22 protein-coding genes are annotated in these 26,122 nt (G+C 31.6%); 15 read left to right on the forward strand and 7 right to left on the reverse strand.

The window, feature by feature from the left end:
• Positions 1–19 precede the first annotated feature (19 nt).
• The 4 genes from ACTG3V_RS02765 to ACTG3V_RS02780 form a co-directional block, all read right to left on the reverse strand.
• Entirely contained in the window at positions 20–1,180 is a 1,161-nt protein-coding gene (locus ACTG3V_RS02765; RefSeq protein ID WP_439130598.1) for a retropepsin-like aspartic protease, read from the reverse strand.
• Positions 1,177–1,611, reverse strand: a complete 435-nt coding sequence (locus ACTG3V_RS02770; RefSeq protein WP_439130599.1) for a LexA family protein — start codon at positions 1,609–1,611, stop codon at positions 1,177–1,179. The genes ACTG3V_RS02765 and ACTG3V_RS02770 overlap by 4 nt, the downstream gene beginning before the upstream one ends.
• Before the next feature lie 11 nt (positions 1,612–1,622).
• On the reverse strand, positions 1,623–2,231 hold the full coding sequence (bioD, locus tag ACTG3V_RS02775; RefSeq protein WP_439130600.1) for a dethiobiotin synthase: 609 nt from the start codon (positions 2,229–2,231) through the stop codon (positions 1,623–1,625).
• A gap of 88 nt (positions 2,232–2,319) precedes the next feature.
• Positions 2,320–3,504 carry an aminotransferase class I/II-fold pyridoxal phosphate-dependent enzyme gene (locus tag ACTG3V_RS02780; protein ID WP_439130601.1) on the reverse strand — a complete coding sequence of 395 codons (1,185 nt, stop codon included), beginning with the start codon at positions 3,502–3,504 and terminating at the stop codon, positions 2,320–2,322.
• A 37-nt stretch (positions 3,505–3,541) separates the two neighbouring features.
• On the opposite strand from ACTG3V_RS02780, the gene ACTG3V_RS02785 reads away from it, so the two are divergent.
• The 15 genes from ACTG3V_RS02785 to ACTG3V_RS02855 all read left to right on the forward strand — a co-directional run bounded on the left by ACTG3V_RS02785 (position 3,542) and on the right by ACTG3V_RS02855 (position 24,138).
• A complete protein-coding gene (locus ACTG3V_RS02785; RefSeq protein WP_439130602.1) occupies positions 3,542–4,801 on the forward strand; it encodes a Y-family DNA polymerase in 1,260 nt (419 codons plus the stop codon).
• 28 nt (positions 4,802–4,829) lie between these two features.
• Positions 4,830–6,116 carry an adenosylmethionine--8-amino-7-oxononanoate transaminase gene (gene bioA / locus ACTG3V_RS02790; RefSeq protein WP_439130603.1) on the forward strand — a complete coding sequence of 429 codons (1,287 nt, stop codon included), beginning with the start codon at positions 4,830–4,832 and terminating at the stop codon, positions 6,114–6,116.
• A 184-nt stretch (positions 6,117–6,300) separates the two neighbouring features.
• Positions 6,301–7,512, forward strand: a complete 1,212-nt coding sequence (locus tag ACTG3V_RS02795) for a beta-ketoacyl synthase N-terminal-like domain-containing protein (protein WP_439130604.1) — start codon at positions 6,301–6,303, stop codon at positions 7,510–7,512.
• A 167-nt stretch (positions 7,513–7,679) separates the two neighbouring features.
• The gene (locus ACTG3V_RS02800) at positions 7,680–8,405 is read left to right on the forward strand and encodes a hypothetical protein (RefSeq protein WP_439130605.1); all 726 of its coding nucleotides are present in this window, start codon (positions 7,680–7,682) and stop codon (positions 8,403–8,405) included.
• A 15-nt stretch (positions 8,406–8,420) separates the two neighbouring features.
• Complete coding sequence (locus ACTG3V_RS02805) at positions 8,421–10,490, forward strand: flotillin family protein (RefSeq protein WP_439130606.1); 2,070 nt, start codon at positions 8,421–8,423, stop codon at positions 10,488–10,490.
• A 256-nt stretch (positions 10,491–10,746) separates the two neighbouring features.
• Positions 10,747–11,055, forward strand: a complete 309-nt coding sequence (locus ACTG3V_RS02810; protein ID WP_439130607.1) for a GIY-YIG nuclease family protein — start codon at positions 10,747–10,749, stop codon at positions 11,053–11,055.
• 215 nt (positions 11,056–11,270) lie between these two features.
• A complete protein-coding gene (locus tag ACTG3V_RS02815) occupies positions 11,271–16,142 on the forward strand; it encodes a DNA repair ATPase (RefSeq protein ID WP_439130608.1) in 4,872 nt (1,623 codons plus the stop codon).
• A 41-nt stretch (positions 16,143–16,183) separates the two neighbouring features.
• A complete protein-coding gene (gene bioB, locus ACTG3V_RS02820; protein WP_439130609.1) occupies positions 16,184–17,281 on the forward strand; it encodes a biotin synthase BioB in 1,098 nt (365 codons plus the stop codon).
• Positions 17,282–17,394: 113 nt separating this feature from the next.
• Positions 17,395–18,243 (forward strand): cupin-like domain-containing protein, encoded by an 849-nt coding sequence (locus ACTG3V_RS02825; RefSeq protein ID WP_439130610.1) that lies wholly within the window; start codon positions 17,395–17,397, stop codon positions 18,241–18,243.
• A 917-nt stretch (positions 18,244–19,160) separates the two neighbouring features.
• The gene (locus ACTG3V_RS02830; RefSeq protein ID WP_439130611.1) at positions 19,161–19,568 is read left to right on the forward strand and encodes a RidA family protein; all 408 of its coding nucleotides are present in this window, start codon (positions 19,161–19,163) and stop codon (positions 19,566–19,568) included.
• Positions 19,569–19,575: 7 nt separating this feature from the next.
• A complete protein-coding gene (locus ACTG3V_RS02835; protein WP_439130612.1) occupies positions 19,576–21,021 on the forward strand; it encodes an aldehyde dehydrogenase in 1,446 nt (481 codons plus the stop codon).
• 104 nt (positions 21,022–21,125) lie between these two features.
• Entirely contained in the window at positions 21,126–21,344 is a 219-nt protein-coding gene (locus tag ACTG3V_RS02840) for a DUF6500 family protein (protein WP_439130613.1), read from the forward strand.
• Between the two features lie 83 nt (positions 21,345–21,427).
• Positions 21,428–22,207: an SDR family oxidoreductase gene (locus tag ACTG3V_RS02845; RefSeq protein WP_439130614.1), complete on the forward strand. Its 780-nt coding sequence runs from the start codon at positions 21,428–21,430 to the stop codon at positions 22,205–22,207.
• Positions 22,208–22,406: 199 nt separating this feature from the next.
• Positions 22,407–22,937: a 3-hydroxyanthranilate 3,4-dioxygenase gene (locus tag ACTG3V_RS02850; protein WP_439130615.1), complete on the forward strand. Its 531-nt coding sequence runs from the start codon at positions 22,407–22,409 to the stop codon at positions 22,935–22,937.
• 85 nt (positions 22,938–23,022) lie between these two features.
• Positions 23,023–24,138, forward strand: coding sequence for an amidohydrolase family protein (locus ACTG3V_RS02855; RefSeq protein ID WP_439130616.1), 1,116 nt, complete (start codon positions 23,023–23,025; stop codon positions 24,136–24,138).
• A 61-nt stretch (positions 24,139–24,199) separates the two neighbouring features.
• On the opposite strand, the gene ACTG3V_RS02860 is transcribed toward ACTG3V_RS02855, so the two are convergent.
• The 3 genes from ACTG3V_RS02860 to ACTG3V_RS02870 are packed head-to-tail and all read right to left on the reverse strand — an operon-like array spanning position 24,200 to position 25,887.
• Positions 24,200–24,823 carry a hypothetical protein gene (locus ACTG3V_RS02860; protein ID WP_439130617.1) on the reverse strand — a complete coding sequence of 208 codons (624 nt, stop codon included), beginning with the start codon at positions 24,821–24,823 and terminating at the stop codon, positions 24,200–24,202.
• A 31-nt stretch (positions 24,824–24,854) separates the two neighbouring features.
• Positions 24,855–25,466 (reverse strand): DUF2306 domain-containing protein, encoded by a 612-nt coding sequence (locus ACTG3V_RS02865; RefSeq protein WP_439130618.1) that lies wholly within the window; start codon positions 25,464–25,466, stop codon positions 24,855–24,857.
• A 1-nt stretch (position 25,467) separates the two neighbouring features.
• Positions 25,468–25,887 (reverse strand): DUF2141 domain-containing protein, encoded by a 420-nt coding sequence (locus ACTG3V_RS02870; RefSeq protein ID WP_439130619.1) that lies wholly within the window; start codon positions 25,885–25,887, stop codon positions 25,468–25,470.
• Positions 25,888–26,122: the final 235 nt, after the last annotated feature.

A 26,122-nucleotide genomic window follows, 5' to 3' on the forward strand; every position in this document is an offset into this window, starting at 1 on the left:
ATCGAAAAAGGTTGTTTTTTTACTTTTTAAGGATCGAATTTTTGTTTACAGTAAATACGCTACCATTAGCTAAAGTTATTTTGAAAGATTGTTCCAGTTGAACTGTTTTTCTGAAATAATTGTCTAAATCACAAAAATTGTCAAACTTTTTTCCATTTATAGATAATATTTCAGTGCCTTGTCTCACACCATTTTGCCATAAATCACTTTCTTCATCCACTTTAACAATTCGCATTTTGTTTTTAAAGAATAAAACAGAACATGGATATCCTTTGTATTTATTGTTGATGTTAGCTTTAAAACTATATAACTTATCTTTTTTTAAGGATAAAAAAAGTTCATTATTTCTCCATAATTGATTTGCTATTTTAGAAGATTTTTGGTTGTTATACACTATAATTGGTGAAATAGTAACATCACCAGAAACACTTTCTGTGTACTTTACAATATTGGCTAATGATGAAGTAAGAATTCCATTCACATCCATGCTGGCACTTTGCGTTGATAAATTTGGATAATTATCAATTGTAGAAAAGTTATACTCGCGTTTTGAGATATTAGAAAAACCTCCAGCACCAGTGTCTAAAAGAAAGCGAATTTTTTTATTGTTTCGTTTTAGAAATACATAAGGTCTTTTATCATGATAACTAAAAGTTAAAGGATGCATCTTTTTTACCTTATCTGGAAAATGATTTGATGGATACATAACTAAAATCTTTCGCTCAAAATCAATAGTCCAATTCAACTCTTTTATAATATCAACACCCAGAATTCCATCGATTTTGTAGCAAGAAAACACCTCGTTTTTAGCTGTGTTTAATATGCTATGTTTTCTAATTTTTCTACTTCCTAGTTCTATTAATCCACTTTTATAAAAGCGCATTTTACTTTTTAAACCACTAGAAGAAGTAATATTCGTTGTTTTTCTTGTTGGTTTTAGCTCATTTTTTGCCCAATCATAAGCAACAGAATGTGTAGCGCCAGTATCAAAAGCAAATTGTTTCTCAACGCCATTAAACGTTATTGGAATAATAATTAACCCTAAATCTGTTTTAAACGGAATTGTATCTTGAAATGCCGCACGATTTTGTGCAAAACCTGTAGGTATCAAAACAATTAAAAGCAAAAATAATACTTGCTTTTTTAAAACTTTAAAGTAATATTTTACAATTCGTTTCAAACTTTTTTAATCACATTAGTTACAATTCCCCAAATCACAAAATCATTATCTTCTGTAATTTTAATGATTGGATAATTAGGGTTTTCTGGTTGCAGCCAAACCTCATTTTTTTCTACTCGCAAACGTTTCACTGTAAATTCGCCATCTAAAAAACAAACGGCTATTTTATTGTTTGCGGGTTCTAAACTTCTATCAATTACTAATAAATCATTATCATCTAAACCAGCATCAATCATAGATTGCCCTTTTACTTTTGCAAAAAATGTAGCGTCTTTATTTTTTATCAGCTCCTCATCTAAAGAAATTCGAGTTTCTCGAAAATCATCTGCAGGTGATGGAAATCCAGCAGAAATTCCTGTATCAATTAAAATAGCACCATTGCCTAAAGAGGCTTTTGGGGTAAAAAAAGTAAGATTTTTAGCAGTTGTCATCATATGGCAAATTACAATTTTTCTGCAAATTTTTGAGCATATTCTTTAATGATATTTTGGTCAAAATAGGGTTCTTCATTTATTCTGCCAATAACATGAATGTTGGTCATTTTTTGGATGATACTTTCCGTAGTTGGATGTTCATCACCCGAAAAAATTACAGACACATCAAATCCTTTTTCTTTTAATAAGTTTAAGGTTAATAAAGTATGGTTGATGCTGCCCAAATAATGACGTGAAACTACAATTACCTTGTAATCAGGTTGTATTAAGTCTAAAATAGTATCAGTATCGTTTAAAGGAACTAACAAACCACCAGCACCTTCAATAACCAAATGATTTTCGGTTTTTGGTGCTACAATATCTTTTAAGTTGATGTGAATTCCATCAATTTCAGCAGCAGCATGCGGACTCATAGGGGTGTGCAAAGCATATGCATTTTGATGAAAGACAGATTTTTTATTCGATATAAAGCGCGCTACTTTGTGCGTATCAGAATTCTCTAAATCTCCTGCCTGTATTGGTTTCCAATAATCGGCTTTTAAAGCTTCTGTAACAATAGCTGCAGCTACTGTTTTGCCCACCTCTGTCGATATTCCTGTGATGAAGTATGTTTTCATTTTGCGATTATTTCTGAGTAGACAGCAATCTAAGATGAATTGTTTTCTGTTTTTTAAAGAGTTTCCTGCCTACGAAAAAATGACAAATTTAATGAATTATTGAGTGTAGTAATTCTAAAATTTTTGTGATTTCTTCTAGAGAATTATAACTATGCAAACAAAACCGTAAACGCTCTTTGCCTTTTGGTACTGTTGGCGATAAAATAGCTTTTACATCAAAACCTTTTTCTTGCAATTTATGAGCAATTGATTTTACTTTTTTATTTCCAGAAATTACACAACAATGAATCGCAGAACAACTTGGAATAAAATTTAAATTCTGTTTTTTTACAGCTTCTAAAAAATGATGAATATTCTGTTGGAGTTTGTTTTGAGAGTTCTCGATACAAATTTGCTCATTCTTCACAAATTCACTCGAACTGACATTTAGATGTTTGTAAGCAATTTTTATAGTTGCTAAAGAATGAGGAGAAAGTCCTGTTGTATAAATAAAACTACGTGCAAAATTCACTACATATTCTTGTAACTTTTTACTACCCAAAATAGCAGCTCCATGACAGCCTAAAGCTTTGCCAAACGTAATGATTCTTGCAAAAATAGCATCTTCTAAATTGAGGTTTTGAACCAAACCTGCCCCAAAAACGCCAATTGCATGTGCTTCATCAACAATTAAAAAAGCATTGTGTTTTTTACAGATTTTTGAAATAGCAACCAAATCAGGTGAATCTCCATCCATAGAAAAAACAGCTTCTGTAACAACATAAATTTCAATAGGTTCAGCCTGGTAATTAATGGCATTCTGAGTTTGTTGAAGAATCTTTTTTTCCAAATCCTCCAAATCATTATGCAGAAATTTAAATGCTTTGGCATTACTTAATTTGATTCCATCTCGTATAGAAGCGTGACTCAATTCATCATATAAAATAACATCACCTCTTTGCGGAATAGAAGAGAAGAAACCAACATTGGCATCATAACCCGAATTGAAAATAGTAGCAGATTCAGTTTGATGAAAATCACTCAAAAAATTTTCAACTTCTGTATATAATTGATAATTTCCAGATAACAATCTACTGCCGGTTGCACCATTTTGTTTAAAGTTATTATCAATTAAATATTGATGAGTTTCCTCGAAAATAACTTCAGATTTCGCAAACCCTAAATAATCATTAGAAGAAAAATCAATCAAATTTAAAGGTAACTTTAAGCTACGCAATGCATTGTTCTCTTTGCGAGATTTTAATCGATTTGTTAATTTCTTTGGAAGATTCATCACTGCAAAAATAACAAAATTCTATACCTTTACTTTTATGTTTGCATTGGTAGATTGTAATAATTTTTATGCCTCTTGTGAAAGAGTTTTTAACCCTAATTTACAAGAAAAACCTGTTGCTATTTTAAGTAATAACGATGGTTGTGTAATTTCTATGAGTGATGAAGCCAAGAAAATAGGTTTGCCTTTTGGTGCGCCTATTTTTAAATGGGAACAGTTTTGTAAGCAAAATAATATTACAGTGCTGTCATCTAATTATCCATTGTATGGTGATATGAGTGCAAGAGTGATGAATATTTTACGCGATTTTTCTCCAGATATCGAAGTGTATTCCATTGATGAATCTTTTTTAGAATTTAAAGGTTTTGAGCATTGCAATTTTGAAGAATATGCCATAAAAATGAGAAGCCGAATTTTAAAATGGACAGGGATACCTACCTGCGTAGGCATTGCACCAACAAAAGCTTTGAGCAAAGTTGCGAATAAAATTGCGCGTTCAAACCTAAAACAATCCAAAGGAATTTGTGTGATTGATACTGATGAAAACAGAATAAAAGCACTAAAATGGACTAAAATTGGAAAAGTTTGGGGAATTGGTAGTCGTTTAAAAAAACGTTTACAAGCAAAAGGAATTGAAACCGCTTATGATTTTACACAATTGCCAAGTGATTGGGTTTTGAAGAACTTTTCTATTGTAGAGTGGCGCTTGCAAAAAGATTTACAAGGCATTTCTAAAATTCCTTTAGAAGATGCTGTAACTTCTAAAAAAATGATTGCGACCACAAGAAGTTTTGAAAACACGTATTCAGATATCGATAATATTAAAGAGCGCATTGCTACATTTGCAGCAAGTTGTGCCAAAAAATTACGTGAACAAAAATCAAACTGTCATGTAATTACTGTTTTTTTACGTAGCAATCGTTTTGATAAAAACCAAGCCTATCTTAAAGTAGACAGAACCGTAATTTTATCGTATCCAACAGATTCTACTTTAGTGATTGCTAAAGCAGCGATTGAAGCTGTAAAAACAATTTTTAAAAAAGGCATAAAATATAAAAAAGCTGGAGTCATAATATCTGGTTTAGTGCCTAATGATAATTTTCAGCTTAATTTATTTTCATCAGAAAATCCGAAGCACAAACCATTAATGTCTGCAATTGATCATTTAAATAAAAAATACAAAGCAGATAAAATTAAGTTAGGCAATCAAGATTTAAAACGTACTTGGAAAATGAAACAAGAACGCTTATCGCCTAAATTTACCACGAATATTAATGAAGTTTTAGTGGTAAAATAAATTTTATTACACAGAGAATTAAAAGAAAATGCAAAAAGAACTTAATAAAGCCTATCTGCAAGAAAGAGATAAAAAACACCTCTGGCATCCTTTAAAACAACACCAAACGCATCCAGAAAGTTTGGCCATTGTAAAAGCAAAAGGCTGTGTGTTAACAGATGAAAATGGCAACGAATATATAGATGCTATTTCTTCTTGGTACACTTGTATGTTTGGCCATTGTAATCCATACATTACCAGTCGTGTAAATAATCAAATGCAAACATTAGATCAAGTAATGTTTAGCGATTTTACGCATGAACCCGCTATAAAATTATCAGAGAATTTAATTCAAATTTTGCCAAATAATCAAAATCGAATTTTTTTTAACGATAACGGATCTACAGCTGTAGAAGCCGGAATTAAAATGGCATTGCAATACTATTTTAATTTAGATGAAAAACGAAGCACATTTATTGCGTTCGAAAATGGTTTTCATGGAGATACTTTTGGAGCAATGTCAGTTTCTGGATTATCTGTGTACAATGGTCCTTTTGAAGATTTTTTAATGGAAGTAAAAAGGATTCCTACCCCAAATGGAAACAATCACCAAGAAATTTTAAATAAATTACAAGAAATTGTTTCCAAAAATAAAGTAGCTGGGTTCATTTACGAACCCATAATTCAAGGGGCAGCAGGAATGAAAATTCATGATGCCACTGGCTTAAACAAAATTTTAAATTTCTGTAAAAGCAACAATATCTTAACAATTGCAGACGAAGTTATGACAGGTTTTGGAAAAACAGGACGCAACTTTGCATCCGATTTTATAGAAACAAAACCCGATATTATTTGTTTAAGTAAAGCTTTAACAGCAGGTTTGGTGCCAATGGCAATTACAAGTTGCACCGAAAAAATTTACGAAGCTTTTTTAAGTAACGAAATGGCAAAAGGTTTTTTTCATTGCCATACCTATTCTGCAAATCCTATTGCATGTGCAGCTGCAAATGCGGCTATAGAATTATTGCAAACTGATGAAATTCAGCAAAATATTGCAACTATTTCAGAAGCACATAAGACATTTAAAACCAAAATTGAAAAGCATCCAAAAGTAAAAACAGCACGTTTTCTGGGGGTTATTTTTGCATTAGATTTAGATACAAAAATGGCACGTTATGGAAGTTTACGCGATAAATTACTTGCTTTTTTTATGGAAAGAGGTGTTTTTTTGCGTCCTTTAGGCAACACGATTTACATTCAAGTACCTTATGTAATTACTAAAAAGGAATTACAAAAAGTGTACAATACAATTGAAGAAAGTTTGGCGATTGTTTAGGGCGTTCAGTGGTTTGCATAAACGCCACAAACCACTGCAGGCTTTCAGCAGTCGCTTCCCGATGAAAAATCGGGAGAGCTCCAACAAAGCTTCAATCCTTAACGCGAAAAAAAATTAGAGAAGACCTTTCAGGTTTCAAAAACCTAAAAGGTCTCAAAAGAATACTTATTTTTACAACCTCAATATGAATCAACTCATATCTATAACAGCGTTAGCATCCATTTCTGCATTGGGTAGTAATCCCAATGAAATTTGGCAAAACTATTTGTTAGACAAACATTTTTTATCGCAAAAAGAGATTTCTCCACAAGATCGAAATGACAAGTCTAAAGTTTTTGTGGGGCAACTTTCTAAAGAAAGTCAACACAAAGTAGATGAATTAAGAAAATCCGATGCAAAATACAGAAATTTAGATGATTCAGTATTATTTGCCATTTATGTTTCTAGAGAAGCAATAAAATCGGCCAATTGGAAATCTAAAACTAATTTCGGAGTTAATTTTGGTTCATCCAGAGGTGCAACAGCGTTGTTCGAAAAATATCATAAAGAGTTTTTAGAAACTCAGAAATCATCAACTTTAAGTTCGCCAACCACAACTTTAGGCAATATTTCGTCTTGGGTAGCACACGATTTACAAACCTCGGGCCCAGAAATTTCACATTCTATAACTTGTTCTACAGCACTACATTCTTTATTAAATGGTGTAGCTTGGATTAATTCAGGAATGTCAGATCATTTTTTAGTGGGCGGAAGCGAAGCGCCTTTAACCAATTTTACAATTGCACAAATGCAGGCGCTAAAAGTTTACGCAAAACGCCATTCTGAACTTGCCTGCACTGAACTTGATTCACGTGTCGAAGAATCTTACCCTTGTAAATCTTTCGATTTGCAAAAGAAAAAAAACACTATGGTTTTGGGAGAAGGAGCATCAGCAATTTGTTTAGAAAAAGGAATCGTAAAAAATGCCTTAGCAACTATTTGTGGAGTTGGTTTTGCAACTGAAGTATTGAAACACAACACCTCTATTTCAACAAATGCCATTTGTTTTCAAAAATCGATGAAAATGGCTTTGGGTACTATTTCACCAAATGAAATTGATGCAATAATAATGCATGCTCCAGGCACCATAAAAGGAGATCAATCAGAAATAAATGCGATTTCTAAAGTTTTTTGCAACAAAACTCCTTTTCTAACTACTAATAAGTGGAAACTCGGTCATACTTTTGGAGCTTCAGGAATGTTAAGTCTAGAATTAGCAATTTTGATGTTACAACACCAAAAAGTTATTGCAGTGCCATTTGCAGAGCGTCAAAATCAACCTAAGAATATTAAAAAAATATTGATCAATGCTGTGGGTTTTGGTGGAAATGCAGTTTCTATTTTATTGACGAAATAAGTACTGTAAATACGTCAAAAAATTACTATATTTAGTCACTTTTAAAAATTATTGCTATGATAAAATACCCTTACTTCTTGTCTTTTGTTTTATAGATGATTTTCTATCACAAAAAATGAACATTAAACTAAATACCCAACATTTGCTAACCAACTAAATCAACACTATTGAATCATTTAATAGACATATTATTCTCTCCAGTAAACATCACTTTAACCATTTTAATGATAGTTCTAGTTTTGTATTGGATCTTAACGATGGTTTCTGGAGTCGATTTTGATTTGGATGTAGATGTAGACATAGATATTGACGTAGATGCAGATATTGATACTGATTTTGAAACCAATATTGAAGGTGGAAATGTAGATTTTCAAGATATGGCTACCACAGAAATTAGCGAGAAATCAGCTAAAAACCCTAAAAAGAAATCGTTAAAATGGTGGCAAAGACTTTTAATTTTCTTCAATTTTATTGGGTTGCCATTTATGTTCACATTTACTTGTTGGATTTTTATTTGGTGGATGGTTACAACCATAACTACAACAATTACAGAGAGCTATGAGAATTCTTTAGGCTATACAATTATGTTGTTTGGTGTATTTCCTGCTTTAATGTTAACGAAAATATTTACAGCTCCTTTTAAAGGGTTTTTTAAAAATCTGAATAAGGATGGAGATAAAGCTATTGAAATTGTTGGAAGAAGAGGAATTTGTTTATCAAAAATAAAAGATAATAAAATGGGGTCTGCAGAAGTTGTGGTAGATCACACACCATTAGCTATTTATGTAAAATCTTTGAACGGTGTACAAATTGACTATAAAGAGCCAATCATCATCATCAAACAAAGTAAAGACAAGAATTATTATTACGTCCAATCATATAAAACTAACTAAAAAAACAAAAAAATTATGCCAGAAGGATTATTCGGAATTATTGGAATCAGTTTAGGATTAATTGCATTCCTTGTTATTGTTTATTTTGCAATTATTGCAATGTTTTACAAGAAAATTCCACAAGGAGATGCACTTGTAAGAACCGGTTTTGGAGGAACCAAAGTAGCTACAGATAAAGGGTTATATGTAGTGCCTGTTTTTCATAGAGTAGAAATTATGGATATTTCTGTAAAGAAAATCCAAATTGAAAGATTAGGTAATGAAGGTTTAATCTGTAAAGACAATATGCGTGCAGACATTAAAGTTGCCTTTTTTGTACGTGTAAATAACGAAATTGAATTTATAAAAAAAGTAGCACAAACTATTGGTTGTGCAAGAGCGTCAGATATTAAAACTTTAGAAGATTTATTTGAAGCGAAATTTTCGGAAGCCCTAAAAACGGTTGGAAAAAAGTTTGAATTCACAGAACTTTATGAAGCTAGAAGGGAGTTTAGAGATGAGATTGTAGATATTATTGGTACAGATTTAAATGGTTATACTTTAGAGGATTGTGCTATCGATTATTTAGAGCAAACTCCAGTTTCGTTCTTGAAAACAGACAATATTTTAGATTCGGAAGGGATTAAGAAAATTACAGAATTAACTGCGGCTCAAAATGTAAAGTCGAATTTAATTATGCGTGATGAAGAAAAAACCATCCGTAAACAAGATGTTGAAGCACGTGAAGCAATTTTGGAATTAGACAAGCAATTGGCTGAAAAAGAAGAGCAACAAAAAAGAGAAATAGCTAATATAAAATCTCGTGAAGAAGCAAATGTTTTAAAAGTATCTGAAGAAGAACGTTTAAAATCGGAAACTGCAAGAATATCCACAGAAGAAAAGTTACAAGTTGCCGAAGAAAATATGCAACGTCAAGTAATTGTAGCTGCTAAAAACAAACAAAGAACAGAGGCAGTTGAAACAGAAAGAGTAGAAAAAGACAGAATGTTAGAAGCTACTGAAAGAGAGCGAATTGTTACTTTGGCACAAATTGAAAAAGAGAAAGTTGTTGAGGTTGAGAAAAAGAATATTCAAGATGTAATAAGAGATCGTGTTGTTTTAGAAAAAGGAGTGGTGCAAGAGCAAGAAAATATGAAAGATATTGAAGCTTTTAAAACTGCGGATAGAGATAAACAAGTAAAAATTACAAATGCAGAAGCAACAGCAGAACAAGAATTAATTAGAACAACTAAAGCTGCAGAAGCTCAGAAACAAGCTGCTATACAACAAGCAGAAGAAATTAATATTGAAGCTTTAGCTAAGAAACAAGCAAGTGAAAAAGAAGCGGAAGCTAGAAAAATTTTAGCAGAAGCAACTGCAAAAGAAGAAGCTGTAATTGGTATGTCTGAAGCACAAGTTATGCACGCAAAAGCAGATGCTCATGAGCGTGAAGGTTTAGTGGAAGCTTTAATTATTGAGAAAAAAGCCAAAGCAGAAGCATCAGGAATTGAAGCAAAAGCTGCTGCAATTGAGAAAGAAGGAATGGCTGAAGCAGCTGTAATTAAAGAAAAAGCCTTAGCAGATGCAGCAGGAATAGAAGAAAAGGCTAATGCAATGAAGAAATTGGACGGAGTTGGAAAAGAACACGAAGAATTCAAGTTGCGTTTAGACAAAGAATTAAAAGTTGATTTAGCAGAAATCAATATTCAGAAAGAAATTGCAGATGCACAAGCAAGTGTAATTGCAGAAGCTTTAAAAGCGGCGAATATTGATATTGTTGGTGGAGAAACCATGTTCTTCGACCAAATTGTTGGACAAATTACTAAAGCTAAAGGTTTGGATCGATTAACAAAACATTCTGAAAACGTTCAAGATGTAAAAGATGCCATTTTAGGAAGCAATGATGTAAAGGGAAATCTACTTGAAAAAGTAAGAGATTTTGCTACGAAATACAATGTGTCCTCAGAAGATTTAAAAAACCTTTCTGTAGCTAACATTTTAATGAATTTAAAATCGAAAACAAACGATAATGATGAAGGTAATTTATTTTCTAATTTACTAAACTTGGCAAAAGGTTTAGGTTTAGACGATAAAAAGTTGGGGTAATTTTCAAAATGTTTGTCATTTCAATTTAAAAGAAATGTGATTTTGTCATTTCGACCTTGTGGAGAAATCTCAGAACAGTTTAGTTTGAGCTCAGTTTTCTGTAAGCAGTATTTAATTAAAAATTTAATATCATACAATCAAAAGTAATTATTAAGGAAATAGAGATTTCTCAACTTCACTAAGTTTCGTTCGAAATGACACGCGTTTGTCATTTCGACCTTGTGGAGAATCTCAAAGTAATTTTATAGTTATACCAATGAAAAAGACAATAGGTACTCATAATTATTATGTATACATATTGACAAATAATTCAAAAACAGTGCTTTATGTTGGGGTTACAAACAATTTAAAAGAAAGGTTATATTATCATTCAAATCCAGAAGCAAATTCAAAACATTTTTCTCACAAGTATAATTGTAAATATTTAATTTATTTTGAGCATTATCAAGAAATTGACATTGCAATCAGTAGAGAAAAACAGTTAAAGAAATGGAGTAGAAAAAAGAAAGAATTTTTGATTGCAACTAAAAATAAAGAATGGAAATTTATAAATGATGAAGTTTGAGATTTTTCGGTTCTATTTCATTTTGCTCAAAATAACATATTACCTGTCATTTCGACCTTGTGGAGAAATCTTAAAATGATTCCAAATGATTGAGATTTCTCAACTCCACTGCGTTTCGTTCGAAATGACAAGCAGTAAGTAATCATGAGTTAATTAAGGAATCACAGTTTTGTCATTTCGACCTTGTGGAGAAATCTCAGAAGAACATTAACACAATGCAAAAAGAAGACAAAAATAACATTATAGAAGAAGGCACTTACGAAATCATTCAAAGTCGTCTTCAAAAACAGCAAGAAGAACTTCAAAACAGGCTTGGTCAGTTAAATCAAGAACGTGCAAAAGTTTTTGGAAGTGTAGAAACGAAACTCATTGCTAATAATCGAATTAATACAGAAAACAACTGTATTGCTAGAGATATTATTACCATTGGTGATCTAAGTATTTTTGGGTATAATGTTCATTTTGGGTTACGAACAGAAGTAAAATTAAATGATGTTTTTTCCATTTATTCATATGATGGAACGCAGTTCGTTAATAAATCGCTTAACCTTTTACAAGACGAAACCTTTATCACCGATTTTACAAATCTTTATAAATATTACAGAAATACCATTTTTAGCAAATTCGCCATTGTTGGCAATTATTTGCATATGGTTTTTCAACTAAGTGAAAGTGTAAGTGATATTAAGACTTTTAAATGGTTGATTTCTGATAGTACTTTAACGTATGTTGATAACAGAAGTGAACATGAATATGTGTTTCCAAATCAGCACGAATTTCAATGGCGAGAGGTTACAAGAGATATGCATTTCTATGGTAAACATCCTCATATTGGCATTTTAGATAAAGTTTTTGTAGAAACTGTTGGTGGCGATTTAACTATTAAAATTGAAAACAACACAGAAGACGGAAAAGGAATTTTAGATGAACCAGTTACCCACGCAGACCAAACATTAGATGATGGGCAATACCGATTTGCAGATTTAGGAAATCTGATTGTTTTAGAAATTAAGCCTTTTCAAGAAGTAGCTCGCTATTTTGTGTACAATCATAAAATACAGGAAGTTAAGAAAATTGATACTGTAAAAGACGCTGCAGTTTTATTGCCAAATGATCAAGGAATTATTTTTTTTAACGGGTATTATTTGCAATCTGGGGCATTCAAAATTTTTGACAATCAACTCTCAGATTTAAAATTCCAAGACAAAATCACTTCTCAAAATGGTGAAGATTTTTTCTATGTTTTTTATCAAGAAAAAACAGGATTGTATGTTTTGATGTCTTACAATGTAATTGAACAAGAAGTAAAAACACCAATTATTTGTAACGGATTTACCTTTTTAAAAAATGGTGAATTGTGTTATTTTAAAGATGGCGAAGATCAAACAAGGCATCACGTCATTCAAATTTGGCAAACACCTTTTATTCAAGGTGCAGAAATTCCATCAGAACATAAAGATTCTTTTTTATACAAAGTAGGCAATAAAGATATTGTAAAGGCAATGGCAGAATGCCAAGTGTTGATTACGCTTTTAAATAAAGAGGACAATTACGATGGTTTATATGAAGATATTGCGAAAACATCTTTAGATATTATTGACAGTTATTATTGGATTAAAGAGCCGAAAACATATGAATTATCCATTCCTTTAGCAGCTATAAATGCTGCTGCAAATTCAGCCATTGATGAGTTTGATAAAGTGGTACAGTTGCGCAAAAATGCAACCAAAATTACCGAAGAAATTTCTAACAAAACCAATCGTTTTTTTAGTAAAATAAAAAGTACATCCTTTAAAATTATTGATGATTTTGTTGATGCTTTATCTCAATTAAGAACCTTAAGAGGAGAAATTATTGGTTGTAAAGAAGTGCGTTATGTTGATGTTTCTTATCTAGAAAAATTAGAAGAAGAAATAGCACAACATACAGATACCATTTCTCAAAGATGTGTTGCGTTTTTGTTAGATGAAAAAGCCTTGTTGCCTTATCATAAAAGAGTTGCTGAAAAGGAAACAGCCCTAGAAAATATTAAAAAAGTAATTGCTGGTAGAGCTTTAGAAGATGAGGTAAATCAAATTGTAAAAGATTTAGAATTGCTGATTGATATTGTATCGAATTTAGAAATTGAAGATACTTCACATTCCACAAAAATTATTGATGCAATTTCGTTGATTTTTTCAACAATCAATCAATTAAAAGCTGGGATTAAAAATAAAATAAAATCTTTAAGTTCTGAAGAGGCAAGTGCCGATTTTGCTGCTAAAATTAAGTTGATAGACCAAAGTATTGTCAACTATTTAGACATTGCAACAACTCCCGAAAAAACAGATGAATTACTGAATAAAGTTGCGATTCAATTAGAAGATTTAGAAGGTAGATTTGCAGATTATGACGAATTTATTGCAGATATTCTTGAAAAAAGAGAAGAAGTTTACAACGCTTTTCAAGCAAGGAAAAGTAGCATTATTGAAGCCAGAAATAAAAAGGCAATTGATTTAGAAACTGCTGCAAAACGAATTTTAAACGGCGTTGTTAAAAAGGCAGAGAGTTTTAAATTCCAAAATGAAATTAATGGTTATTTCGCATCCGATTTAATGATTAATAAACTGCGAGACATCATTACACAATTGTATGATTTAGATGATGGTGGAAAAGCAGAAATGATTGAAACCGGTTTAAAAACCGCTAAAGAAGATGCTACAAGAAAGCTAAAAGACAAGGAAGATTTATATGAAGATGGCGAAAATGTCATCAAGTTTGGAAAACATAAATTCGGTGTTAACAAACAGGTATTAGATTTAACAATTGTTTATAAAGATAAAACACTTTTTTATCATTTAACAGGAACTGATTTTTACCAAGAAATTGAAAATGAAGTCTTGCTAAAATCAGAGAAATTTTGGAATCAACCTTTTGTTTCTGAAAACGAGAATGTGTATCGTGCTTCATATTTGGCATACAGAATTACCCAAGAAAATTCAATAGAAAATTTGTACAATTTAACAGACGAAGACTTGTTAAATTTAGTAAAAAGTGTGGCTTCTAAAAGTTATACAGAAGGCTACACAAAAGGTGTACACGATCTAGATGCTTTCAAAATTTTAAAGACATTTATTGGTAAAGGAACTTCTTTAGGATTATTAAAATTTTCACCACAAACAAGGGCTTTTGCACAATTGTTTTGGCAATGTTTATCCGAAGAAAAAAGAACATTTTACAGTGATAAAATTAAGGCTTCAGCAGCAGTTTTAACTGTTTTTCCAGAAAGTGAAAGTCATTTTCAATTGCTAGAAGATTTAGGCGCATCAATTCATACTCTTTTTACGGATGTTTTGCATAATATTAAAGATTATGATGCAGCTCATCAACTTGAAATTGCAAATTATTTATTTCAAGAATTAAGTGATGAAACTTCGTTTGCAGTAAGTCAAACAGCAATCAATTTATTTGAAGCCTTTTGTAATGCCATAAATGATAAAAAAAATATTCAGAGTTTAAGAACAGAAATTCAGTTGCTTAAAAACGAATCTTATAAAATTGATTTGGCCATTGAATGGATTTCTTCATACATAAAATCGAATGCAAAAGATAATGTTGCCTATTTATATGAGGTAGTTTGTTTGTTTTTATATGAAGATAAATCTGCGAGTAACATTGTAAATATTGAAGCATCAGAACTTATTACAGAGTTGTCAGGAAGTCATCCTACTATAAAAAATCAAGAATTATTTTTTGATTATCATCAATTTGTAAACCAATTAAAACATTTTACTAATGTTGAGGTTGCTGGATTTCATCAATATAAAAAAGAAAAACATCAAGTTACAGAAGATTTAAAGGAGGCTTTAAAACTCGAAGAATTTCTACCAAGAGTACTCACTTCTTTTGTTAGAAATCAATTGATAGATCAAGTGTATTTGCCACTTTTTGGTGATAATTTATCGAAACAATTGGGTAGTGTTGGGAGTAACAAACGTACAGACAGAATGGGAATGCTGTTGCTAATTTCTCCTCCAGGTTATGGTAAAACTACTTTAATGGAGTATTTAGCAAATAGGTTGGGTTTTATTTTTATGAAGATAAATGGGCCAGCAATTGGTCATGAAGTTACTTCTGTAGATCCAATGTCCGCCAACAATATCGCAGCTCGTGAAGAATTAAAAAAACTGAATTTAGCTTTTGAAATGGGGAATAATGTAATGTTGTATTTAGACGATATTCAGCATTGTAATCCAGAGTTTTTGCAGAAATTTATTTCTTTAGCAGATGGAACTCGTAAAATAGAAGGAGTTTATAATGGGCAACCCAAAACCTACGATTTTAGAGATAAAAAGTTCTGTGTAATTATGGCTGGGAATCCATATACAGAAAGTGGAGACAAGTTTCAGATTCCTGATATGTTAGCCAACAGAGCCGATATTTACAATTTGGGAGATATTATTGGCGATACAGAATCTTTATTTAAAATGAGTTTGATTGAAAATTCAATGACTTCAAACCCAATTTTAGCACAAATTTCCAATACACATTTTGATGATATTTATCAATTGATAAAAATTGTGGAAACAGGCAATAGAGAAGGAGTTGAGTTAAAAGGAAATTACACCAAACAAGAATTGAACGATTATCTATCCGTTTTAGAAAAGGTGATGATTGTTAGAGATCGCGTTATGGAAGTAAATGCAGCATATATAAAATCGGCTGCTATGGATGAGGCAAACAGAACAGAACCTGCATTTAAATTACAAGGGTCTTACAGAGATATGAATAAATTGGTGGCGAAAGTTGTGCCTATAATGAACAATAAAGAATTAGAAACTTTGTTGTTATCTCATTACGAAAACGAATCACAAACCTTAACAAGTGCAGCAGAATCAAACTTGTTAAAATACAAAGAATTGGGTGGTTTACTTTCTTCGGATGAACAACAACGATGGGAAAATATTAAAACTACTTTTGTGAAAAACAACAAATTAAAAGGATTTGGAGACACGAATGAAATGGCACAAGTGTTGGCACAAATGATGCAGTTCAGCGATAATTTAAAGGGAATTCAAGAAGTTTTAAAAAAAGGATTAGAGAAATAAAGTAAATACTGTATTTTTGAACTGGAAATCAACTATTATTTATGAGTGAAGTAAGACACAACTGGACGAAAGAAGAAATATTAGAAATTTATAATAAACCATTAATGGAGTTGTTGTATGAGGCTGCAACCATCCATAGAAAACAACATGACCCAAATGTTGTTCAAGTATCTACTTTATTATCCATAAAAACTGGAGGATGTTCAGAAGATTGTGGCTATTGCCCACAAGCTGCTAGATATCATACCAATGTAGAGGGTAATGATTTAATGACGGTAAATCAAGTAAAAGCACAAGCATTAAGAGCTAAAGAAGCTGGAAGTTCTCGTGTTTGTATGGGAGCAGCTTGGCGTAATGTAAAAGACGGCCCTGAGTTTGACCAAGTTTTAGAAATGGTGAGAGGCATTAACAAGTTGGATATGGAAGTGTGTTGTACCTTAGGTATGGTTACTGAAAATCAGGCACAAAGATTAGCAGAAGCTGGTTTGTATGCCTACAATCACAATTTAGACTCATCAGAAGAATATTATAAAGAAGTCATTTCTACAAGAGGATATCAAGACAGATTAGATACTATAGATAATGTGCGTAAAACAAACGTAACTGTTTGTTCTGGTGGAATTATTGGTATGGGAGAATCTGCAGAAGATAGAGCAGGAATGTTGGTAGCGCTATCAACCTTAAATCCACAACCAGAATCAACACCAATTAATGCGTTAGTAGCTGTTGAAGGAACACCTTTAGAAGATGAAAAACCAGTTGAAATTTGGGATATGATTCGTATGGTAGCTACAACAAGAATTGTATTGCCAGAAACTCAAGTGCGTTTATCAGCAGGTAGAACTCAAATGAGTAGAGAAGGGCAAGCCATGTGTTTCTTTGCAGGTGCAAATTCTATTTTTGCTGGCGATAAATTATTAACAACACCAAATCCTGATGTAAATGAGGATATGAAAATGTTTGAGTTATTAGGTTTAAACCCACAAAAGCCCTTTACCAAAAAAGTGCAACCACAAACAGTAGAGGCCAAAGATTCTCAATTTGAAGCTTTGGGAGAAAAACCAAGATGGACAAGACCAGATCATAAAATAGAAAGAAACGAAGCTGCAAAACAAAAAGGGAAAGCAGTAAAAGTTTAAAATTACATAACCTTTGTTTAGAACCATCTTCTTTTGTTTAGAAGATGGTTTTTTTTGTTTTGTGTAGTATTTTTATTACAATTTAGTAATTTTATGCTTTAATTTTTTGAAGGATGTCTTTAAACTTATTTCAAATTGATCGCGTAAAAACAATTACCAAAGAAGATTTTATAAAAAAATATTTCAAACCTCAGAAGCCTGTAGTAATTGAGAATTTTATTGAGGATTGGCCAGCATATAAAAAATGGAATTTAGACTATATGAAAAAGATTGCAGGAGATAAAATTGTGCCTTTGTATGATGATAGGCCTGTAAATTATAAAGAGGGTTTTAATGAGCCACATGCAACTATGAAAATGACTGATTATGTTGATTTATTAAAACGTGAACCTAGTAAATTTAGAATTTTTTTATGGAATATTTTAAAGGAAGTACCTGTTTTACAAAAAGATTATTCCTATCCAGATTTCGGTTTAAAATTACTAAAAGGGTTGCCAATGTTGTTTTTCGGAGGTAGAGATTCTCATACATTTATGCATTATGATATAGATTTAGCCAATATTTTTCACTTTCATTTTGAGGGCACAAAAGATGTTATTTTGTTTGATCAACTACAAAGTAAACATTTATATAAAATACCTTTTTCGTTAATTACCAGAGAAGATATCGATTTTTCAAATCCAGATTTAAAAAAATGGCCCAAATTAAAAAATGCAATAGGTTTTAAAACTACTCTAAAACATGGAAACGTTTTATATATGCCAGAAGGATATTGGCATTATATGAAATATAGAACTCCTGGATTTTCAATGAGTTTAAGGGCATTAGCAAGAAACCCCAAAAATTTATCGAAAGCAGTCTATAATGTGCTTATAATGCGTTTAATTGATAATATTATGAGGCGAATTAAGGGTGAAAATTGGATAAAATGGAAAAATAAACAAGCAATTTTAAATAATTGATAATAATTAATAAAAATTAGTTTACAATAATCATTTATAGTACATTCGGTACAACTTAACTAAACTATATTGATGAAAGATGAAAGCTTGTCCAAGATGTAAATCTGTATCTAGGCACAGATTAAAAAGAAGAGGAGTTGTAAAATTAATACCAGGTACAAAAAGTTATGGTTGCGATAAATGCAACACACATTATACTTGGTTCTCAATTATAAATCGAACATTAAGAGTGTAAAAAGTAGTATATCTTTCAATTTTTGTTTTTCCCCAAATCTCTCCCCCATAAATATGAAAAAATAAAAAGATTTAAGTTAATACAGTATAGTGTAATTAGTTGATTATTAGTTAATTTTAATCATTATAATTCAAATAATCTGTAATTATGAAAGCCTGTCCTAAATGTAAATCCACCTCTAGATATAGAATGAAAAGAAATGGAATTACTCGAATAATTCCTGGGACTCATTCTTATGCATGCGATAAATGCAACAATAGATATACTTATGTATCTTTTCTAAATCGTTCTTTTTAATAAAAATAACATGTAATTGTTTGTTTTTAGGGGAGAATACTAAAATAAACATGTCCAGTTTCAAATCAAATTCGTTGATATTTGCTGGTGGAGGTAGTTTGACTTATCACAATTCATGTTTTCTTAACTTTTTTTAATTTTTAATTATCATTTTTATAAAAAATTATAAATCGTCATATCTTAAAGTAAAATGAAAAAAGGTTCTTTTCATTTTTCAAATCATCCCATTAAATTAATTTCTAAAATCAGATATAACCTATAAATCGTTAATAGGTATTTGTGAATATTTTAAATATAAAGGTTATTGGTTAAAATTCATTAAAAAAGTATTAATTTTAGTACCAATTGATTAGTAATACTAAAAATACAAAACATACAACTACCAATGAGTAAAGTAACTCCAAGAGGCGCATATCCACACGTAAAAGTTGTGGGCGATTTTATTTTTGTTTCAGGAACCAGTTCAAGAAGGGCAGACAATTCTATAGCAGGCGTTGTTATTATTGATGAAATGGGAACTAAAAAATTAGACGCTTATATACAAACAAAAGCTGTTTTAGAAAACATAGATAAAAATCTAAAAACAGTTGGTGCAAGCTTAAAAGATGTCGTAGATGTTTCTAGCTTTTTAGTAAATATGAATGATTTTGCTGAGTACAATAAAGCCTATGCAGAATTTTTTGAGGCAGCAACAGGACCAACTAGAACCACAGTGGCTGTACATCAATTACCACATCCAGATTTGGTGGTTGAGATTAAAGTTACTGCTTATTTGGCAAAAGCTAAAAGCTAAAAGCCGTATGCTAAAGATAAAAAACTACATCAATGGAAAACTGGTTGCACCAGAAGCAGGTAATTATTTAGATAATTACAACCCTGCAGTAGGTGAGATTTACGGACAAATTCCAAATTCATTAAAAGAAGATGTAGAAAAAGCATACCAAGCTGCAGCAAAAGCTTTTCCAAGTTGGAGCAATACCACTTTAGAAGAAAGAAGTAAAATATTGTCTAAAATTGCTCATTTAATTTTAGATAAACTAGATGTTCTAGCAGCAGCAGAATCAAAAGACAATGGTAAACCAATTAGTTTAGCTAAAGAAGTAGACATTCCAAGAGCAGCTAGTAATTTTCAGTTTTTTGCAAATGCCATAACTCAGTTTTCATCAGAAGCGCATGAAAGTGTAGGTTTCAATGCTGTTAATTTTACTTTGCGTCAACCAATTGGAGTTGTAGGTTGTATTTCTCCTTGGAATTTGCCTTTGTATCTCTTTACATGGAAAATTGCACCTGCCATTGCAGCTGGGAATTGTGTGGTTGCAAAACCAAGTGAGGTAACTCCAGCAACAGCATATTTGCTCTCAGATATAACAAAAGAGGCTGGCCTCCCCAAAGGTGTTTTAAATATGGTTCACGGTTTAGGAACGACAACTGGTCAAGCCATTGTTGAGCATCCAAATATCAAAGCGATTTCATTTACAGGAGGTACAAAAACAGGAGCACACATTGCTAGAGTTGCAGCACCTATGTTTAAGAAACTATCTTTAGAATTAGGAGGTAAAAACCCAAATATAATTTTTGCAGATTGTGATTATGAGAAGATGTTAGAAACAACAGTTAGATCATCCTTCGCAAATCAAGGTCAGATTTGTTTATGCGGAAGTAGAATTTTAGTAGAAGAAAATATCTATGAAAAGTTTAAAGAAGATTTCATAAAAAAAGTAGCGCAATTAAGAGTAGGAAATCCATCAGAAGAAAATACAAATATTGGGGCTTTGGTGTCTAAACAACATTTAGAAAAGGTAAAAAGTTATATCGATATTGCCGAAAAAGAAGGTGGTAAAATCCTTTTTGGAGGTGACAAAGTCACAGTTAAAAATTCTGAAAAAGGGTATTATTTAGAGCCTACAATTATAGAGGTAAAGGACAATCAATGTAAATTAAATCAAGAAGAAATTTTTGGACCTGTAGTTACAATCATGTCTTTTAAAACAGATAAAGAAGCCTTAACTTTAGCAAATGAAGTAAAATATGGTTTGTCTGCAACAATTTGGACAAACAATCTCAACAGAACCATGCAGTTTGCAAAACAATTACAAACAGGAATTGTTTGGGTAAATACTTGGATGTTGCGCGATCTAAGAACACCTTTTGGTGGAGCAAAAGAAAGTGGTGTAGGACGTGAAGGAGGTTTTGAAGCTTTACGTTTTTTTACAGAACCTAAGAATGTATGTATACAACACAATTAGTGTTGTAATGCTGAATTTATTTCAGTATTTTAAAAAATAATAGCCCATGTCAGTTCGAGTGTTTTTTGAAGAATGAAAAAAATGTATCGAGAACTAGTTTAAATATGAATAAAGAAATAAAACAAAAAATCATTCAAGTTTGTAATGAAAAGATTGCTAAAAAAGGAGATAATGTAGGTTTGTCTTTTTACGCATTTTTCAAAAATAAAAATGACAATCCAAAACTTTTAATGGAAGTTGCCACTTGGTGGATAGAAACACATCAATTAGATCACTTCGAAAAAGCGGTGAAGATTAAAGAAATGATTTTAGAAAATAAATAAACTGTTGTCATTCCTGCGTAGGCAGGAATCCACAATAAAAAAATAAAAAAATAGATTCCTGTTTTCACAGGAATGACAGAAATATGGATTTAAAATTACAAAACAAAAACGCATTAGTTTGCGGTAGCACACAAGGTATAGGCAAAGCAACAGCATTATTATTAGCAGCAGAAGGTGCAAACGTAACTTTAATTGCCAGAAATAAAGAGAAATTAGCATCCGTTTTAGCAGAATTGAAAAATAATGGAGCACAATGTCATGGATATTTGGTAGCCGATTTTTCAAAACCAAACGAACTAAAAGCTGTTTTAGAAAAATCAGAATTACAGTTTCATATATTGATAAATAATACAGGTGGTCCTGCAGGTGGTCCTATTTTTAAAGCTACAATAGAAGAGTTCGAAAATGCATTTACGCAACATTTAAAATGCAATCATATTTTGGTGCAAAGTTTGGTGCCTTTTATGAAAACTCAATGTTTTGGGCGTATTATAAATGTAATTTCTACCTCTGTAAAACAACCTTTAGATGGTTTGGGCGTTTCCAATACAATTAGAGGTGCAGTAGCCAATTGGTCTAAAACTATGGCAAATGAGTTGGGCGAATTTGGTATTACAGTAAACAATGTCTTGCCAGGTGCAACTGGTACAGAACGCTTGAATGAAATCATTAAAAATAAATCAGCAAAAACAGGAAAAACCTTAGACGAAGTTGCAGATGCAATGAAAAATTCAGCACCTGCAAAACGATTTGCAAAACCAGAAGAAGTGGCTGCTGCCATTGTATTTTTAACCAGTGAGCAAGCAAGTTACATCAACGGAATTAATATTCCTATAGATGGAGGTAGAACAAAAAGTTTGTAATTTTTTTAGAAGCTATTTCCAGCTTTCCACTATATCTTTTTTCTGAAAAAGAAAAAAGGATGTCGTTTCAATCTGGGCTAAACCTATTTGCAGAAGTCAGTAATTTAAAGAATCAAAAAGAGAGTTTAAAAACACATAAAAATTCACTAATTTTAAAGTCCAAGATTCTAAGTATTCAACAATCTAAAAATCTGAAAAAATGAGCAAACTAGTACAACCTATAAATTTTAAAAAGTGGATAGACGAACATCGTCATTTATTAAAACCACCAGTTGGCAACAAACAAGTTTGGGATAATGGCGAATACATTGTCATGGTTGTAGGTGGTCCAAATAACAGAAAAGATTATCATTATAACGAAACGCCTGAGTTTTTCTATCAATTAGAAGGCGATATGATTTTAAAAATCATAGATGATAAAGGAAAACAAATAGATGTTGAAATTAATGAAGGAGATATTTATCTGTTGCCAGGAAAAGTACCACATTCGCCACAAAGAAAAGAAAATACAGTTGGTTTGGTTATCGAATATCCACGTTCAGAAGGGATGTTAGATGCTTTAGAATGGTATTGTGAAAATTGTGGAAACCAACTCTACAGAGAAGAATTTGCACTAGATAATATTGAAACAGATATGCCAGTAATTTTCGATAAATATTACTCAGACAAAGAAAAATGTACTTGCAACAATTGTGGAACTGTAATGGATGCTCCAAACAAAGTTAAATAATTTGTCATTCCTGCGAAGGCAGGAATCCATAATAAAATAGTTAAATATTAAAATAGATTCCTGTCTACACAGGAATGACAGAAAGATGAAAAACAGAAAACTAAGAATTAACGGTCACTCACATTTATTGCCTTATCCAGAAGAAATTCCTCAGTTTATGAAAGAAAAGGAAATTTTTTGGGTAGATGATGAGCGCAAACACATGTTACAAAAAGGTTGGAGAAGACCTGTAACGCATTCTAGTTTTTTCTTAGACGAAAAACTGTTGTGGATGGAAAAAAACAAAATAGACCATGCAGTAGTTTTAAACCTTTCTCAATTATATGGCAATGGTTTGCGTTTAGAAGAAATGAAAAAAGCTTTGCGTTTTCAAAACGATTTTAATGCGAAAGTGCAAAATAATCATCCAGATAAATTTACCTGTGGTTTTGTAGTACATCCTGGATTTATTTATGGTGCTTTATTCGAAATGGAACGTTGTATCAATGAATTAGGCTTAAAAGTTTTATGTTTGCCAACACACTTTATGGATTCTATTGGGCAATGGCGTTGTGTTTTTGACGAAGAAAATGACCAAATTTTTGAACTAGCAGACAAATACAAATTAGCCATAGAAATTCATCCTTATGATGGTGATAAAATGATAAAATTAGAAAACACCAATTGGCGTTTTCATCTAATTTGGATGTTGGCACAATGTGGAGATGCGTATCATTTTTATACTTTAAATGGTATGCAAGAGCGTTTTCCAAATATTAGAACCTGTTTTGCACACGGAGGTCAATTGGCTCAAATGAACTTAGGAAGAAGAATTCAAGGTTTTGATGGTAGACCCGATTTATTTGAGGGCAAATACCACCCAAGAAAAGCAATAGGCCATAAAAATATCTTTTTTGACACTTTGGTGCATGATACAGATTCTTTACAATTAATGTTTAAAAGACAAGGTACACACCAAGTTTTAATGGGGTTAGACGATCCTTATCCTTTAGGAGAAATGGAAAGCGACAAACAATCTTCTTATCCTGGTAAAATTTTAGATTTGGCCATCGAAAAAAACATCATTACAGAAACTGAAAAAGAACAAATCTGGGAAGATAATGTGTTGCAATGGTTATTTGGTGATGATGTAAAAGCGAAACAAGATTTGGTTGATAAGATTATTAGTGGGCAGACTTCAGTAAGCAGTTCTCAGCCATAAAACTACTGCATACTGCATACTGAAGACTGAATATTGCTTACTGAAGACTGATAACCGAATCCTATTTCTCACACTGCTTTAAAGCTTCTAAAGCTCTTTTTTTGTAAAATTTTGGATAAAACTCTTCTTCTGTTTTTTCCTCTTTTCCAAGTTTGATGGCTCTTTTAATTTCATCACAATACGGTTTTGTAGATTTTCCGAAAAAACGAGCAGCACCCATATTCCATTCTGCATTCCCTAAAATAACTCGTGGATTGTTAGGTGCAATGGCTAAAGCTTTTGCATACAATTCAGCGTTTTTTCCAGACAAAGTCATGCCATATTTTTGTCCATCAAAAGCAATATAAGCTGTGTTTAGCAAGGCTTGAGTTATAATTATTTCAGGATTATTTTCAGAGTTTGCTTTGGCCACATCTAAAAACTCTTGTGCTTTGGTGAGTTTTGCGGTTAATTTAGCTTCATCTTTTAAGCCAAAACTTCCTAAAATTTCAACCTGTGCAGCATAATATGCTGGAATCCATTTTGTAGGTTCAGCTTTAGAAATTCTTTCAAAAAGTTGAGAAGCTTCTGTCATTTTTCCTTGTTCCCAAAGTGTAAATGCTTTTTGCATTCCTTTTTGGTATTTTGTTTGTGCTGAGAGAACTCCTGTAAAAATAATTGCGAATATTAGTATAAATTTTTTCATTGTAAATTGTTTTTTAAATTGGTTTAAGTTGTTAATTTTTAAATTGATATTTAATAATAAAATAAGCAATAATTATATTGGGCACCCAAGATAACCATGCTACAATTCTGTATGCAGGTAAAAAGCCACCTAAAGTTGCTGTTAAAATTGGCAACCAAATTCTTAGTGTTACAGCAGAGAAACAGGCTGCATAACTATAAATCATTAATTTTTGATGTTTGATAATATTTCCTTTTTTGATGGCTGTAAAAGCAAAATAGGTAGAGACAAACCAAAAGATTGCCATCATCGAAAAGCCTAATTTCGGACTCATGCCACCTGTTGCATGCAGTGCAATATAAAATCCTGCAATAGCACTTAATAAGCAGCTAACAACATAAATTTTGCCTATTTGTTTGTGTAGTTTTAAATTTTTGTTTCTAAATTTTTTATTGAATTGCATCCAGCCAATTAATAAGGCAACACCACCTAAAATAATGTGGGTGTAAAACATCGAATTCCAAAGAACATCTGCTAAAAGAGTATCTGATTTACTTGATAATAAACCAAACTTTCTATCGATTACAAAATAGATTATTGGGTATAAACCTATGGCAATACAGCTAATTGCTAATACATAATAAGAAATCTTTTTAACAATCATATTATATTTTTATGTTGATGGTTTTGTTTTCTGATAATTGAAACTTGGCATCATCATATTTTGGTGGTCCCATAAAACCTGTTGCATTGTTAGAGCAACCATAATCTTCTTTTGGTATTCCAAGAAAATTAGTATCCATTTTTTTATTGTCGTTTTCGTCGTGTACAAAGGAAACTGCATATTCTCCTTTAGGTAAGTTTTTAAAAACAACAACAGCTGCATTGTTTTCGATTTTTGATAAACCACCTCTAAATTGTTTGTTTAAGAAATTTTCTTTTTTGTTGTAAACACCAACCATTAGGGTGCCTTTGTTAGAGTTTAAACCGGCTATGTTTACGGTTAAATTAAAAGTATCTTCTTGGGCTATAGTTGTTGTAATTCCGATAAAGATAAAAGCGATGATTAGTATGTGTTTTTTCATAATTATTGTTTTTAGGGTTTGTTACTGATTCAAATATCTGATGTTTTTGATGATTTTAAACAAGAAATATACCGAATTGTAATTTTTTACTACTCAATTGTTATTTTGGTTTTTTATGCGCTTAAAATTCTAAGAATGCTACAAGTTTATAAGTTGGTTTAGCCCTGATTGAAGCATTTTTTTGAGCTCTCCCGATTTTTAATCGGGAAGCGAGTGCGCTACTGAATCAAGTTCA

The sequence above is a fragment of the Polaribacter sp. genome, from assembly GCF_965660385.1.
GTDB lineage: Bacteria > Bacteroidota > Bacteroidia > Flavobacteriales > Flavobacteriaceae > Polaribacter.

Bases quoted from the DNA above. Each gene is read 5' to 3' on its own strand.
- ACTG3V_RS02770 (WP_439130599.1), bottom strand. From the start codon at position 1,611: ATGACAACTGCTAAAAATCTTACTTTTTTTACCCCAAAAGCCTCTTTA.
- bioD (WP_439130600.1), bottom strand. From the start codon at position 2,231: ATGAAAACATACTTCATCACAGGAATATCGACAGAGGTGGGCAAAACA.
- ACTG3V_RS02780 (WP_439130601.1), bottom strand. From the start codon at position 3,504: ATGAATCTTCCAAAGAAATTAACAAATCGATTAAAATCTCGCAAAGAG.
- ACTG3V_RS02785 (WP_439130602.1), top strand. From the start codon at position 3,542: ATGTTTGCATTGGTAGATTGTAATAATTTTTATGCCTCTTGTGAAAGA.
- bioA (WP_439130603.1), top strand. From the start codon at position 4,830: ATGCAAAAAGAACTTAATAAAGCCTATCTGCAAGAAAGAGATAAAAAA.
- ACTG3V_RS02795 (WP_439130604.1), top strand. From the start codon at position 6,301: ATGAATCAACTCATATCTATAACAGCGTTAGCATCCATTTCTGCATTG.
- ACTG3V_RS02805 (WP_439130606.1), top strand. From the start codon at position 8,421: ATGCCAGAAGGATTATTCGGAATTATTGGAATCAGTTTAGGATTAATT.
- ACTG3V_RS02810 (WP_439130607.1), top strand. From the start codon at position 10,747: ATGAAAAAGACAATAGGTACTCATAATTATTATGTATACATATTGACA.
- ACTG3V_RS02815 (WP_439130608.1), top strand. From the start codon at position 11,271: ATGCAAAAAGAAGACAAAAATAACATTATAGAAGAAGGCACTTACGAA.
- bioB (WP_439130609.1), top strand. From the start codon at position 16,184: ATGAGTGAAGTAAGACACAACTGGACGAAAGAAGAAATATTAGAAATT.
- ACTG3V_RS02825 (WP_439130610.1), top strand. From the start codon at position 17,395: ATGTCTTTAAACTTATTTCAAATTGATCGCGTAAAAACAATTACCAAA.
- ACTG3V_RS02830 (WP_439130611.1), top strand. From the start codon at position 19,161: ATGAGTAAAGTAACTCCAAGAGGCGCATATCCACACGTAAAAGTTGTG.
- ACTG3V_RS02835 (WP_439130612.1), top strand. From the start codon at position 19,576: ATGCTAAAGATAAAAAACTACATCAATGGAAAACTGGTTGCACCAGAA.
- ACTG3V_RS02840 (WP_439130613.1), top strand. From the start codon at position 21,126: ATGAATAAAGAAATAAAACAAAAAATCATTCAAGTTTGTAATGAAAAG.
- ACTG3V_RS02845 (WP_439130614.1), top strand. From the start codon at position 21,428: ATGGATTTAAAATTACAAAACAAAAACGCATTAGTTTGCGGTAGCACA.
- ACTG3V_RS02850 (WP_439130615.1), top strand. From the start codon at position 22,407: ATGAGCAAACTAGTACAACCTATAAATTTTAAAAAGTGGATAGACGAA.
- ACTG3V_RS02855 (WP_439130616.1), top strand. From the start codon at position 23,023: ATGAAAAACAGAAAACTAAGAATTAACGGTCACTCACATTTATTGCCT.
- ACTG3V_RS02860 (WP_439130617.1), bottom strand. From the start codon at position 24,823: ATGAAAAAATTTATACTAATATTCGCAATTATTTTTACAGGAGTTCTC.
- ACTG3V_RS02865 (WP_439130618.1), bottom strand. From the start codon at position 25,466: ATGATTGTTAAAAAGATTTCTTATTATGTATTAGCAATTAGCTGTATT.
- ACTG3V_RS02870 (WP_439130619.1), bottom strand. From the start codon at position 25,887: ATGAAAAAACACATACTAATCATCGCTTTTATCTTTATCGGAATTACA.